The following is a 14,399-nucleotide window of genomic DNA, read 5'->3' as shown; positions in this document are numbered from 1 at the left end:
GGAGCGGCGCGGCCCGTCGGCCGCCGTGTGTGTGCGCGTGCGCTACTCCGACGCGTCTCCCGCCGACCTGGTCGCCGTCGCGGCCTTCTTCGCCGGCGCCGCGGCGGCCTTCGCCGCCGACGTCGTCGTCTTCTTGGCCGCCGTCTTCTTCGCGGTGGTCTTCTTGGCCGCCGTCGTCTTCTTGGCCGCGGTCTTCTTCGCCGGTGCCTTCTTCGCGGTGGACTTCTTCGCCGGCGCCTTCTTGGCCGTCTTCTTCTTCACCGGCCCCTTGGCGCGCTTCTCGGCGAGCAGCTCGTAGCCGCGCTCGGGCGTGATCGTCTCGACGTCGTCGTCACGGCGCAGCGTGGCGTTGGTCTCGCCGTCGGTGACGTACGGGCCGAACCGGCCGTCCTTCACTACCACCGGGCGCTCGCTCACCGGGTCGGTGCCCAGCTCCTTGAGCGGCGGCTTCGCCGCGGCGCGGCCGCGCTGCTTGGGCTGGGCATAGATGGCCAGCGCCTCGTCAAGCGTGATCGTGAAGAGCTGGTCCTCGGTCTCGATCGATCGCGAGTCGGTGCCCTTCTTCAGATACGGCCCGTAGCGGCCGTTCTGCGCGGTGATCTCCTCGCCGCTCTGCGGGTCGACGCCCACCACACGGGGCAGCGACATCAGCTTGAGCGCGTCCGCCAGCGTCACCGTGTCCAGCGACATCGACTTGAACAGCGACGCCGTGCGCGGCTTGACCGCGTTCTTGCCGGTCTTCGGCGTGCCCTCGGGCAGCACCTCGGTCACATACGGTCCGTACCGACCGTCCTTGGCAACAATCTGTCGCCCGGTGTCCGGGTCGGTGCCGAGTTCGAAGTCGCCGCTCGGCTTGGCCAGCAACTCCTCCGCGTACTCGACCGTCAGCTCGTCCGGCGGAAGCTCGTCGGGCACGTCTGCGCGCTGGCCGGGCTCGCCCTCGGTCGGCGAGGGCTTCTCGACGTACGGGCCGTAGCGGCCGACCCGCAGCACGATGCCGTTGCCGACCGGGAACGAGGACACCTCGCGGGCGTCGATCGCGCCGAGGTCGGTGACCAGTTCCTTCAGGCCGCCGAGGTGGTCGCCGGCCACGTCGGCGCCGGGCGCGGCCGCGATGTCGCCGGCCGCCGGGTCACTCTGGTCAATGCCGAAGTAAAAGCGCCGCAACCACGGCACGGCCTGAGCCTGACCGGCGGCGATCCGGTCGAGATCGTCCTCCATCTTGGCCGTGAAGTCGTAGTCGACCAGCCGGCCGAAGTGCTTCTCCAACAGCCCGACCACGGCGAAGCTCAGGAAGGACGGCACCAGCGCGGTGCCCTTCTTGAACACGTAGCCACGGTCCAGGATCGTCCCGATGATCGACGCGTACGTCGACGGGCGGCCGATCTCGCGCTCTTCCAGCTCCTTGACCAGCGACGCCTCGGTGTAGCGGGCCGGCGGCTTGGTGGCGTGCCCGTCGACCGAGATCTCCTCGGCGGTCAGCCGGTCGCCCTCGGCGACCTGCGGCAGCCTGCGCTCGCGGTCGTCCAGCTCGGCGTTCGGGTCGTCGGCGCCCTCGACGTACGCCTTCATGAAGCCGTGGAAGGTGATCGTCTTGCCCGAGGCCGTGAACTCGACGTCCCGGCCGTCGCTGGCCTGGCCGCCGATGCGCACGGTCACCGAGTCGCCGACCGCGTCCTTCATCTGGGAGGCGACGGTCCGCTTCCAGATCAGCTCGTACAGGCGGAACTGGTCACCCGTGAGCCCCGTCTCCGCGGGCGTGCGGAACCGGTCGCCCGAGGGGCGGATCGCCTCGTGCGCCTCCTGCGCGTTCTTCACCTTGCCGGCGTAGCTGCGCGGCTTGTCCGGCAGGTAGTTGGCCCCGTAGAGCTGCGTGACCTGCGCCCGGGCCGCGGTGATCGCGGTGTCCGAGAGCGTGGTGGAGTCCGTACGCATATAGGTGATGAAGCCGTTCTCGTACAGCTTCTGCGCCACCTGCATGGTCGACTTCGCACCGAAGCCCAGCTTCCGGCTGGCCTCCTGCTGGAGCGTCGTGGTGCGGAACGGGGCGTACGGGGCGCGGCGGTACGGCTTCGACTCGACCGAGCGCACCGCGAAGTTCGTCTCGGCCAGCGCCGCCGCCAGCGCGCGGGCCTGCGCCTCGTCCAGGTGCAGGACGGCCGAACCGTCCTTGAGCTGCCCGACCGAGGTGAAGTCGCGACCCTGCGCGACCCGGCGGCCCTCCACCGAGGCCAGCCGCGCGGCCAGGGTGCCCGGGTCGCTGGCGTCGCCGGTGCGGCCCGTGGCGAACGTGCCGGTCAGGTCCCAGTACTCGGCCGAGCGGAACGCGATGCGCTCCCGCTCCCGCTCCACGACCAGCCGCGTCGCCACCGACTGCACCCGGCCCGCCGACAGCCGCGGCATGACCTTCTTCCACAGCACCGGCGAGACCTCGTACCCGTACAGCCGGTCGAGGATGCGGCGGGTCTCCTGCGCGTCGACCAGGCGCTGGTTCAGCTCGCGGGGGTTGGCCACGGCGGCCCGGATGGCGTCCTTGGTGATCTCGTGGAAGACCATCCGGCGCACTGGCACCTTGGGCTTCAGGACCTCCTGGAGGTGCCACGCGATGGCCTCGCCCTCGCGGTCCTCATCGGTGGCCAGGAAGAGTTCGTCCGACTCGGCCAGCAGCTCCTTGAGCTTCTTGACCTGGTCCTTCTTGTCGTGGTTGACGACATAGATGGGCTGGAACTCGGCGTCGACGTTCACCCCGAGGCGCGCCCACGGCTCGCCCTTGTACTTCGCGGGGACCTCGGCAGCGCCGTTCGGCAGGTCGCGAATGTGCCCGACGCTCGCCTCGACCACGTATCCAGGGCCGAGGTAGCCCTTGATCGTCTTCGCTTTGGCAGGCGACTCGACGATCACGAGTCGTCGGCCGCCCTTCGCGGTCTCGCTGGTCGGGGACAACTTCGCTCTTCTCTCCGGTCGACGCTCAGTGGCTGGGCCACCACGCGTACGGTGCTCGCGGTGGCAATACGGTGACGCTGCGGAGTGTGACGGTACCTCCCGCCTCGGTGTCAAACGGAAAAAGCCCGCAACGCCACTCGAAGGGTAAGCCGATGGTCGCCTAACCACTCCTCTTGCTGCGCACCGCCTAGGCGCTGTCACGGTAACCCGACAACCGGGCCGCGTGCCGCACGGGCCGGCACTCTGCCGGGTCGGTCAGCCGGTCAGACGGAGCCCAGGCACCAGATTCCGCCGACCAGCGCGGCGGTGCCGAGAACGGTGGAGAGGACCGCGGCGACCGTCGGGTGCGAGCCGTCCAGGACGGGTTGGCGCTGCCGCAGCCGGACCGCCGTCCACAGCAGCAGCGCGACGCCGAACAGCGCGAATGCCGTGCCGGCGAAGGCCGCGGGTCCACTCTCCATGCGAGGAGGGTGGCACGTACGGGCGGCTTCCGGGCTAACGCCACGTGAACGTCCTCACATCGCTGTCCGCCGGGCCGGCACGCGCGCACGCCGCTCATTTTCGGCCGAGCCCGAGCCGAACCAAGCCACCGCACGCCGCACACCCCACCCGGCACACCGGCCCCACCCCCTCCAGAAGCCCCGCACCTCGTCGGCATCGCACACGTCGGCACCACACCCCGTCGGCAGACGACACCGCCGCCGGCGAGCCACCGCCACCGACGAGGCGCGCGCCCGCCGGGGCCGGCGACGGGCAGACGGGAGCGCCGGAGCACCGGCGACAGAGCCGGGGCGGGGGTCACCAGGCCGGTTCCGCAACCGGCACGACGGCACCCCTCTTTAACAGGTACGGCCCTCTTCAACAGGTACGGCGCACTCGGTCCTCACACGCGCGGCGAGCCGCACCCCCAGCGCCCGGCCCACCGCTACCCGGCGCCGGCCCACCGCCACCTACGCCGGGTAGCGCCGCCCGGCACCGGCCCCCCACCGCTGCCCGCCCCGCCCCTCGCCTGCCTCTCGCCCGCCGCCCGCCGGCGCGCCGCCCCGCACGCCCCTCGTGCCCCGGGCCGCCCCCTCCGTGCTCCTCTCCGCCCCGCCCGCTCGACCCGGCAAAGCCCTGCCGCGCTTCGCGAGGGCGGGCTACCGCTACGCCTCCGCGTCCCCAACCGGCTCCAGGAAGCCCTGCTCGACCAGCAGCCGAATGGATTTCGGCGTCCGATCCCGGAGCTGGACCGGGTCCTCGCCGAGCAACTGGGCGATCGCGTCCAGAATGCGCCCCGCGCTCAACGAGCCGTCACACACCCCGGCGAACCCCGCGCCGACCGTGTCCACCTTCGTCGCGCGCCGCATGCCCCGGTTCTGCCGCAACACCACGTGCTCCGGGTCCTCCGCCCCCGGCAGCCCCACCTGCTCCTGCACCACCTCGGGCGCGAGCCGGAAGCGCGTCGCCAACAGGGCCGCGTCGTCCGTGGCCCGCAGGAAGTCCTGGCGTTCGAAGTGCGCCCGCACGCTCTCGCCCAGCGGCTGTTCCACCGGGTGCGGCCACTCCTCCACCGTCACCGACGGGTTGACGGCGCCGGACTTGCGCAGGGTGATCCAGCCGAAGCCGACCGCCGTCGTGCGGCGCGCCGCGAACTCGTCCAGCCAGGCGTCGTACCGCTCCGCGTACGCCGCCGGGTCCCCCTGGTGGTCGCCGCCGTCCCGCAGCCACAGCTCCGCGTACTGCGTGACGTCCTGCACCTCACGCTGCACGACCCACGCGTCGCAGCCCGGCGGCACCCAGCTCGCGACCCGGTCCCGCCAGTCCTGTCCCCGCACGTGCTGCCAGTTCGCCAGCAACTGGCAGTACCCGCCGTCCGTCAGGTGCTCGGCCGCGCCCTCGACCAGCGTCCGGCACAGGTCGTCTCCGCCCATACCGCCGTCCCGGTACGTGAACCGCGCGCCGGGGGAGATCACGAAGGGCGGGTTGGACACGATCAGGTCGTACGTCTCCCCCCGCACCGGCTCGAACAGCGAGCCCTCCCGGGCCTCCGGAACGGCCGCCCCCGACAGCGCGAGGGTCAGCCGGGCGAACCGCAGGGCCCGCGGGTTGCGGTCGGTCACGGTGACGCTGCTGGCGTGCTGCGCGGCGTGCAACGCCTGAATCCCGGACCCGGTGCCCAGGTCGAGAACCCGTCCCACCGGCCCCCGGACGGTGATGCCGGCCAGCGTGGTGGAGGCGCCGCCCACGCCGAGCACCAACTGTGACCGTGGCACGGCGCGCTGCTCGTCGTCGGACGGCCCCACATCGACCGCCCCGTCGGCACCGGCCCGCGCACCCGACGCGGCGTGCGCCCCGGGGCGTACGGCGATCCCACCCGCGCCCCCCACCGCACAGCCGAGGTCGGAGACGATCCACCAGTCCTCCCCGTTCGGCCCGCCGTACGGCCGCACGTCCACGCTCGCCCGCACCGCGCCGCCGGCCGCGCCCCCGGCCGCGTCGGCATCCGAGGCCGGAACGTCGGCGGTGCCGGCGGGCACCAGCCAGCCGTCGGCCAGGCAGTCCTCGACCGGGAGTACGGCGGCGGCCCGCTCGACGGCCACCGGGCGCTGCAACAGGAACAGCCGGACCAGGGTCTCCAGCCCGCTGTCGCCGCCGGTCGCGCGGAGCGCCGGCACGGTTTCGCTGCGCCCGAGCGCGGCGTAGGCCGGGGCGCCGAGCAGGTCGAGGAGGCCGTCGGCGGTGAAGTCGGCGGCGAGCAGCGCCGCGCGAAGGCGTTCGACGCGCTGCGGATCGGCGTGGGGCAACTGGTGCGTACTCACGGACCCCATTGTCGGGGCAACCACCGACAATCGGCGAAGGCCCGGCGCCGCGCCGGGTGTGGCGGGGCGCCGGGCCCGTTGTGCCGCCGCTCTCGCGGGGCCCCGGCTCCGCCCGTACGGCCTTGCTTCCGCGCTCGTACGGGCCGTCAATCCGCACGCACGGGGCCCTCGCCCGCGCTCGCGGCGACCGTCGGACGGCTCCGAGGATCGCCAGGGGTCGGCCTGGTCGGCCGGCGCGCCCACCGGGCTCCGGCCGGCGCACTCGCGCACCGCCACTCGTCCGAGCGCCCGCGCGCGTCCCTCTGGTCAGGTTTCGTCTGGTCGGTTCTCGTCTGGTCGGTTCTTGTCCGGGCGGCCTCGTCCGGTCAGGTTCGCCCAGTCAGGTGCGCCGGAGTCCGCGAGCCGCGCCGACACCCCGTCAGGCGCCCTCGACCGCCGGAGCGTTGGCGTCCAGGGAGGGGGCCGGCGCGCCGCCGCTGGGTCGCTGGCAGCCCTTCTGCTTGGCCATCGCCTCGCCCACCTCGCCCTCCTGGAGTCGCTTGAAGGCGTCGTCGCTGTTCTTGCCCAGCTTGTTCAGTTCCTCGGCGATGCCGTTGAGGCCCTTGGCGAACTTCGACTTGTCCTTGGTGTCCAACTTGTCGACGGCCGTCTTGAGGTCCTCGTACGCCCGCGACCTGGCGTTGAGGTCCTTGAGCGCCTCGGTCTGTGCCTTCTCGCCGTCGTCCACCGGCGGGGCGCCCGCGTCCTTGACTGACTTGCCCAGCGCCCGATAGGCGTCGGAGATCTGCTGGAACGCCTGGGAGTCCGTCTGCTGGAGCTTCTTGGAGTCGGGCTCGTCGGCGGCCCCCTGAATGGCCGCGTTGGCGTCCCGGATCTTCTTCAGCTGTGGCTGCATGCCGCCGCAGACCTTCTCGGCCCAGCTCTCGACCTTCTTGTCGCCGTCGTCGCCGTCACCGCCGCCGCAACCAGTCAGCGCCAGTACGAGTGCCGCACCGCCGGACAGTGCCGCCACAAGCTTCTTGTTCACCGGATTGGTCCCTTCCATGGCCTTCGGCCCCGGAACTTACACGCCCGCAGAGCGAGAGCTACGAGTTGAGCATCCCTTATATGCCCTATTGGGGCTATTTACGCCGCACTGGGCGTGGCGTTCACCTCGCCATCCGGACGACCCGGCCACCCGCACACCCGCTCCCCACCCCGGCCACACGCCGCCACCCGCGCCGCGCGCCGCGACCGATCCGTATCACACGACCCGACGGGTCGTCACAACCGCGACACGGCGGGCGGGCCGCGCCAATGCGCGCCACCCGCCCTCGCGTTACCCCCGGCGCCCACAGCGCCCCGCCCCAGCGCCCAGAGCGCCCCGCCCCCGCACCACCCGCCGCGAACCCCTCACCCAGAACGCCGCCAGCCCCTCCGCAGAACACAGAACCCGCCACGCACCGCCGCCGCGCGCGGCCACCCACGACGTACGGGTCGCCCAAACGCGTACCGCCACCGCGTGGCATGCGGTGGCGGTACGCCAGGCGTGCGGCCTGACCTGCGGTGTCACGCTCGATCTGGCTCAGGAAACCACCGCGGGATCGACGCTCTGGGCCTTCCGGTCGGCGCTGGGCTCGCTCTCGTCACCCACCGCGATGCCGCGCCGCCGAGAGAGGTAGACCGCCCCGATGATGGCCAGGATCGCCAGTATGGCGATGACCGCCCGCAGGCCCGGGCTCGCGTCGTCGCCGTAGCTGAACTTCACGACCGCCGGCGCGATGAGCAGCGCCACCAGGTTCATCACCTTGAGCAGCGGGTTGATCGCCGGGCCCGCCGTGTCCTTGAACGGGTCGCCGACCGTGTCGCCGATGACCGTCGCGGCGTGCGCCTCGCTGCCCTTGCCGCCGTGATGGCCGTCCTCCACCAGCTTCTTGGCGTTGTCCCAGGCGCCGCCGGAGTTGGCGAGGAAGACCGCCATCAGCGTTCCAGCACCGATCGCCCCGGCCAGGAACGACCCCAGCGCGCCGATGCCCAGCGAGAACCCGACGGCGATCGGTGCGAGCACCGCGAGCAGGCCGGGGGTGGCCAGTTCGCGCAGCGCGTCCTTGGTGCAGATGTCGACGACCCGCCCGTAGTCGGGCTTCTCGGTGTGGTCCATGATCCCGGGCTTCTCCCGGAACTGCCGGCGCACCTCGTAGACCACCGAGCCCGCCGACCGCGACACCGCGTTGATCGCCAGGCCGGAGAAGAGGAAGACGACCGCCGCGCCGAAGACGAGTCCCACCAGGTTGTTCGGCTGCGAGATGTCCATGTTCAGGTTCATCTCGCCGGCCACATTCGCGTTGACGTCGTTGACCGCCTCGGCGATCGCGTCGCGGTACGAGCCGAACAGCGCGGCCGCGGCCAGCACCGCCGTGGCGATCGCGATGCCCTTGGTGATGGCCTTGGTGGTGTTGCCCACCGCGTCCAGGTCGGTGAGCACCCGCGCGCCCTCGTCCCGGACGTCGCCGGACATCTCGGCGATGCCCTGTGCGTTGTCCGATACGGGTCCGAAGGTGTCCATGGCAACGATGACACCGACAGTGGTGAGCAGTCCGGTACCGGCCAGCGCCACCGCGAACAGCGCCAGCATGATCGAGGTGCCGCCCAGCAGGAACGCCCCGTATACGCTCAGGCCGATCAGTGCCGCCGAGTAGACCGCCGACTCCAGGCCGAGCGAGATGCCCGAGAGCACCACGGTCGCGGGCCCGGTCAGCGAGGTCTTGCCCACGTCCCGCACCGGCCGCCGGGTGGTCTCCGTGAAGTACCCGGTGAGCTGCTGGATCAGCGCGGCCAACACGATGCCGATCGCGACGGCGACCAGGGCGAGGAACCGCGGGTCACCGTCGTGCGCCAGGATCTCCTTGTCCGTGATGCCGTCGAGGTCGGCGTACGAGGACGGCAGGTACGCGAAGACCGCCGCGGCCACCAGGACCAGCGAGATGGCCGCCGAGATGAAGAAGCCCCGGTTGATCGCCGTCATACCGCTGCGGTCCGCGCGGCGCGGCGCCACCGCGAAGATCCCGATCATCGCGGTGACCACCCCGATGGCCGGGACGATCAGCGGAAACGCCAGCCCCGCGTCACCGAAGGCGACCTTGCCGAGGATGAGCGCGGCCACCAGGGTCACGGCGTAGGACTCGAAGAGGTCGGCCGCCATGCCGGCGCAGTCGCCGACGTTGTCCCCCACGTTGTCCGCGATGGTCGCGGCGTTGCGGGGGTCGTCCTCGGGGATGCCCTGTTCGACCTTGCCCACGAGGTCGGCGCCGACGTCCGCGGCCTTGGTGAAGATGCCGCCGCCCACACGCATGAACATCGCGATGAGCGCGGCGCCCAGACCGAAGCCTTCCAGCACCTTCGGCGCGTCGGCCGCGTAGACCAGCACCACGGAGGCCGCGCCCAACAGGCCGAGCCCGACGGTGAACATGCCGACCACGCCGCCGGTACGAAAAGCGATCTTCATGGCCGCGTGCGAAACCTCGGTCAGGTCTTTACGCGGCTGACCTTCTTCGGGCGTCGCGGCACGCGCCGCAGCGGCAACTCGCACATTACTGCGAACCGCGAGCCACATGCCGATATACCCGGTCGCCGCCGAGAACCCGGCGCCGATCAGGAAAAAGAGCGAACGACCGCCACGCTGTGACCAGTTGTCGGCTGGCAACAGCATGAGCAGGAAGAACACGACGGCCGCGAAAACGGCGAGGGTACGCAACTGCCGGGCCAGATAGGCATTCGCGCCCTCCTGCACCGCGGCCGCGATCTCCTTCATGCTGTCCGTGCCCTCGCCGGCGGCGAGCACTTGGCGTACGAGCACGACCGCGACGGCCAGCGCCGCCACCGCCACGGCGGCGATCACCAGGACGATCAATCGGTTGCCGTCGGTCAGCTCGGCAGCGGCCAGGGTTGGGGACAGGTCTAGCTGATGAGGGGTAAGAGGCCCCGCCATTCGTCCTCCTTGACGTTTGGCACATGGGCGCGCAGCGGTTTCGCGACCGCGAAACAGCCGCCACGCTCAGGCGTCCTGAGCTCAAGATGTGGACGGATTGTAGGGATCAACGCGAGATCAAAACAGTGCACCTCTAAGGGAATTCGCCTGCATCAGCGGAGATCAAATGGTTCGGCCGCCACAATTTCCCTCATACGAAGGAAAGCGCCCACCAAGCTGACGCCCACGAAATGATCTCAGAGTCTTATAAACGCCCCTGCTCAGAGCTTTGCCCTCGCCTCAGAAGACAACAATAAACAGCTTTGGGGCATTACATTCCTACGCTCCGATGACGCACTCTCCGACTCCGCCGAGAAGCGACGCCCCTCGTCCCGGCCTCGCCAAGAGGGCGCGAAGTGGGCGCAACCGAGCCCGCCCCGCCCGCCGGCTCGCGCGCCACCCTCCGGCGCACGGCAGCGTCACTACGCGACCGCCCCGGGGCGCCCGCAGCCGCACCGCCAACTTCTCGGCTCCGCGAACCCGCCGGGCCCGCTGCACACCGGCAGCCTCACGCGCGCCCACCGACCACACGGCCACCAGACAGGGCGACGCACAAACGCCCCAGACGGCCCCTGCGGGCGCGACGACGCCCTCGCACGCATGGCCGGCACCGCATCCACGCACGAACGCGCACACGCGAGCGCCACCGCAGCAAGGGCAGCGGCCCGCCGCGATGTCCGTACGACATCCGCCCCGGCGTCACCCACCACCGGTGCCACGCGCCTACGGCTCCCGCGCGCATGCGAACGCGACGCGTCGCAGCCAGACCCGACAGCGTGCGTGGCCGGGCCCAACATCAGAATCAAGCTCGGGCGCGTCTGGAGCACTCGGGCGGGGCCGAAAGCAGAGAACCGGGGCTCAGCCCACAGCGTCAGAAGCCGCGCGCGCCCGGAAAGGGTGAACGCGACAGCAAGGGCCGGATGTGTCAGGGACGGCCCGAAGAATCAAGAAGGGTTGGACGCGTCAGCGGTGGGCCAGCTCATGCGGATGACACCGCCCGCCTCGTCCGAGGTCACCTCGACGTCATCGACGAGCCCGCTGATCACCGCGAGGCCCATCTCGTCTTCCGCCTCGGCGCCGGACTCATCGCCCGACAGCACGTCGCCGGCACCGTCACCATCGGTGGCACGCCCGGGCACGGCTCGCGGTGCCTCGTCCCCGACCTCGATGGAGAACTTCTTCTCCTCCTCGGTCAGGGCCACCCGCACCGGCGCCGAGACACCATTGCTGACGTGCAGTCCGACGGCCCGAGAGCACGCCTCGCCGACGGCGAGCCGCACCTCGTCCAACACGGCCTCGTCGACTCCGGCCCGGCGCGCCACAGCGGCTGCCACCAGCCGGGCGGTGCGGACGTGCTCTGGAAGGGCACTGAAACGAAGTTCGACGGTGGCCATGCCATCCCCCTCGGTCATACGTGCCCTTTTCCGCGTCTACCGAAAAAGGGCGAACTCGCGGAGGGGCCGGGCCGTCAGCCCGGTTCCCCCCGCCACGACGATCTTCCACCCCGCACCACTGGAGCGGGGCGTCCGGCACCGTCAGTCGGTGGCGGAGACGGCGTCATCAACCGAGGTGTGAATGGGGAACACCTTGGTCAGGCCGGTGATACGGAAGATCTTCAGGATGCGCTCCTGGTTGCAGACCAAGCGCAGCGAGCCCTCATGGGCACGCACCCGCTTCAGCCCGCCGACCAGCACGCCGAGCCCGGTGGAGTCGAGGAAGTCGACGCCCTCCATGTCAACGACCAGGTGGTAGCTGCCGTCGTTCACAAGCTCGACCAACTGCTCCCGCAGTTTGGGCGCGGTGTATACATCAATCTCGCCACCGACTTCGACGACCGTACGGTCGCCAACGGTCCGGGTCGACAGGGACAGGTCCACGGAACCTCCAGCACCTTGCATCGAGCGGTCGCCCCCCATGGATCGGCAGCCGCGATGGCATTCAATCACTTACCAGTAGGCGCGCACGACGCCTTGAGCCCATTGTCCGCCACGCCAGTGACAGACTCTGGGTCAATGGCCCACAATCAACTCCCTCGGTCCGCTGGGACGCCTCGCTCCCCGCGGGCCATGTTGAATCACCTCGCCGCCGGGGCGGACCGGGCAGCGCGCATCACTCATACGGAGCACTTGCCCCCGCGTACGGGTCAGCATGCCGACTGGCCTTCAGCGATCCGGCCGGAAGTGATCGATGCCATCGCGGCGACGGGCATCGACCGCCCCTGGAGCCATCAGGCCCGGGTGGCGGAGCACGCGCTCCGCGGCGAATCTGTGATCGTCGCCACGGGCACGGCCTCCGGCAAGTCGCTCGCCTACCTCGCCCCCGTGCTGAGCACCCTGCTCGACGGCGCCGAACTCCCCGGCGACCCGAACGCCACCGGTCAGGGCTCCCGGGCCCAGGCGAACACGCGCACCGGCGCACGGCCCAGTACGCGGCGCGCGACCGCGCTCTACCTCGCCCCCACCAAGGCGCTCGCCGCCGACCAGCGCCGCGCGGTCACCGACCTCGCCGCGCCGCTCGGCTCCCGCGTCCGCGCCGCGGTCTACGACGGGGACACCCCGGTCGAGGAACGCGAGTGGATCCGCGGCTACGCGAACTACGTCCTCACCAACCCCGACATGCTGCACCGAGGCATCCTCCCCGGGCACCCGCGCTGGTCCTCCTTCCTCCGGGCCCTGCGTTACGTCGTCATCGACGAGTGCCACACCTACCGCGGGGTCTTCGGCTCACACGTCGCCCAGGTGCTGCGCCGGCTACGCCGCGTCTGCGCCCGCTACGGCGCTGAACCCGTCTTCCTCCTCGCCTCCGCCACCTCGGCCGAGCCCGCGCGGTCGGCCGCCCGGCTCACCGGCGTCACGCCGGTGGAGATCACGGAGGACTGTTCACCGCGCGGCGAACTCGTCTTCGCCCTCTGGGAGCCTCCCCTCACCGAGCTGCACGGGGAACGCGGCGCCCCCGTGCGCCGCACCGCCACCGCCGAGACGGCCGACCTCCTCACCGACCTCGCCGTGCAGGGGACCCGAACCGTCGCCTTCGTGCGTTCCCGCCGCGGCGCCGAACTGATCGCCCTGATCGCCCAGGAACGGCTCGCCGAAGTCGCCACCAGCCTGCGTCACCGGGTCGCCGCCTACCGTGGCGGCTACCTCCCCGAGGAGCGCCGCGCCCTGGAGCGGGCCCTACACAGCGGCCAACTCCTCGGCCTGGCCGCCACCACCGCCCTCGAACTCGGCGTCGACGTCGCGGGCCTGGACGCCGTACTGCTGGCCGGCTATCCGGGCACCAGGGCATCGCTGTGGCAACAGGCCGGCCGGGCCGGACGCGCTCGGCAGGGGGCTCTCGCCATCCTCGTCGCCCGGGACGATCCGTTGGACACCTATCTCGTCCACCACCCCGAAGCCCTGTTCCAACAGCCCGTCGAGTCCACCGTGCTGGACCCCGACAACCCCTACGTGCTCGCTCCGCACCTGTGCGCTGCCGCCGCCGAACTTCCCCTGACCGAGGCCGACCTGGAACTCTTCGGCCCGGCCGCCGCCGGCCTGTTGCCGCAGCTCGAACAGCGCAAGCTGCTGCGCCGCCGCGCCACCGCCTGGCACTGGACCCGGCGGGAGCGGGCCGTCGACCTCACCGACATCCGGGGCGAGGGCGGCAAGCCCGTCCAGGTGGTGGAGGCCGGAACGGGCCGGCTGCTCGGCACCGTGGACGCCGCCGCCGCGCACGGCTCCGTCCACGAGGGCGCCGTCCACCTGCACCAAGGCCGCACCTACCTCGTCCGCCACCTCGACCTGGAGGACTCGGCCGCCCTGGTGGAGGAGGCCAACCCGCCCTACTCGACCACGGCCCGCGACACCACCGGCATCGCCATCCTGGAGACCAGCGCCGAAGTGCCCTGGGGTGAGGCCCGGCTGTGCTTCGGGTCGGTCGAGGTCACCAATCAGGTCGTCTCCTTCCTCCGTCGCAAGCTCATCACCGGCGAGGTGCTCGGCGAGACGAAACTGGACCTGCCACCTCGCACCCTGCGCACCCGCGCCGTCTGGTGGACCGTCACCGGGGACCAGTTGGAACGGGCCGACGTCACCGCCGAGGCACTGGGCGGTGCCCTGCACGCGGCCGAACACGCCTCGATCGGCATGCTGCCGCTGTTCGCGACCTGCGACCGCTGGGACATCGGCGGCGTGTCCGTACCGCTGCACCCCGACACCCTGTTGCCCACCGTGTTCGTCTACGACGGGCACCCCGGTGGCGCCGGTTTCGCCGAGCGGGCCTTCCACACCGCGGCCCGCTGGCTCACCGCCACCCGAGAGGCCATCGCCGCGTGTGAGTGCGCCGCTGGCTGCCCGTCCTGCATCCAGTCCCCCAAGTGCGGCAACGGCAACGACCCGCTGGACAAGAAGGCCGCCGTGCGCCTCCTCGCCGAACTACTGGCCCAGTCCTCGCCCCCGCCCGCCGAGTCCGGGCCGTAACCGGTATCGGCGGCCCCAACGTCGGCCAGCGCCTGGGTCCGCGCAGTGGAGCGGCCGAGCCGGCAGACCTCCTGTGCGCCGGGAAGGTCAACGCTATGGCGAACACCACGGCCGCCGGCGCGGGGTGTGGCGTACTCGTCCCGCCGGAGGCCGGTCCGGCGGCCTCCGGCGCCGTCGGACCGCGCACGGCAC

8 protein-coding genes are annotated in these 14,399 nt (G+C 71.4%); 1 reads left to right on the top strand and 7 read right to left on the bottom strand.

What is annotated here, in order from left to right:
* Positions 1-42 precede the first annotated feature (42 nt).
* The 7 genes from topA to bldG form a co-directional block, all read right to left on the bottom strand.
* Positions 43-2,943: a type I DNA topoisomerase gene (gene topA, locus OYE22_RS17665; protein ID WP_277321306.1), complete on the bottom strand. Its 2,901-nt coding sequence runs from the start codon at positions 2,941-2,943 to the stop codon at positions 43-45.
* 263 nt (positions 2,944-3,206) lie between these two features.
* The gene (locus OYE22_RS17660; protein ID WP_277321305.1) at positions 3,207-3,404 is read right to left on the bottom strand and encodes a hypothetical protein; all 198 of its coding nucleotides are present in this window, start codon (positions 3,402-3,404) and stop codon (positions 3,207-3,209) included.
* Between the two features lie 684 nt (positions 3,405-4,088).
* A complete protein-coding gene (locus tag OYE22_RS17655) occupies positions 4,089-5,753 on the bottom strand; it encodes a methyltransferase (RefSeq protein ID WP_277321304.1) in 1,665 nt (554 codons plus the stop codon).
* 409 nt (positions 5,754-6,162) lie between these two features.
* Positions 6,163-6,771 carry a small secreted protein gene (locus OYE22_RS17650; protein WP_277321303.1) on the bottom strand — a complete coding sequence of 203 codons (609 nt, stop codon included), beginning with the start codon at positions 6,769-6,771 and terminating at the stop codon, positions 6,163-6,165.
* A gap of 537 nt (positions 6,772-7,308) precedes the next feature.
* The gene (locus OYE22_RS17645; protein WP_277321302.1) at positions 7,309-9,711 is read right to left on the bottom strand and encodes a sodium-translocating pyrophosphatase; all 2,403 of its coding nucleotides are present in this window, start codon (positions 9,709-9,711) and stop codon (positions 7,309-7,311) included.
* A 983-nt stretch (positions 9,712-10,694) separates the two neighbouring features.
* Positions 10,695-11,144 (bottom strand): ATP-binding protein, encoded by a 450-nt coding sequence (locus tag OYE22_RS17640; protein ID WP_277324183.1) that lies wholly within the window; start codon positions 11,142-11,144, stop codon positions 10,695-10,697.
* Between the two features lie 141 nt (positions 11,145-11,285).
* Positions 11,286-11,627 (bottom strand): anti-sigma factor antagonist BldG, encoded by a 342-nt coding sequence (gene bldG / locus OYE22_RS17635; RefSeq protein ID WP_098752640.1) that lies wholly within the window; start codon positions 11,625-11,627, stop codon positions 11,286-11,288.
* Between the two features lie 54 nt (positions 11,628-11,681).
* Here bldG and OYE22_RS17630 point away from each other — a divergent pair, with 54 nt between their 5' ends.
* A complete protein-coding gene (locus tag OYE22_RS17630) occupies positions 11,682-14,207 on the top strand; it encodes a DEAD/DEAH box helicase (RefSeq protein WP_277321301.1) in 2,526 nt (841 codons plus the stop codon).
* Positions 14,208-14,399: the final 192 nt, after the last annotated feature.

The organism is Streptomyces sp. 71268 (assembly GCF_029392895.1).
GTDB lineage: Bacteria > Actinomycetota > Actinomycetes > Streptomycetales > Streptomycetaceae > Streptomyces.
The sequence above is the reverse complement of the archived record's forward strand: the minus strand, read 5'-3'. Positions and strand labels throughout refer to the sequence as shown.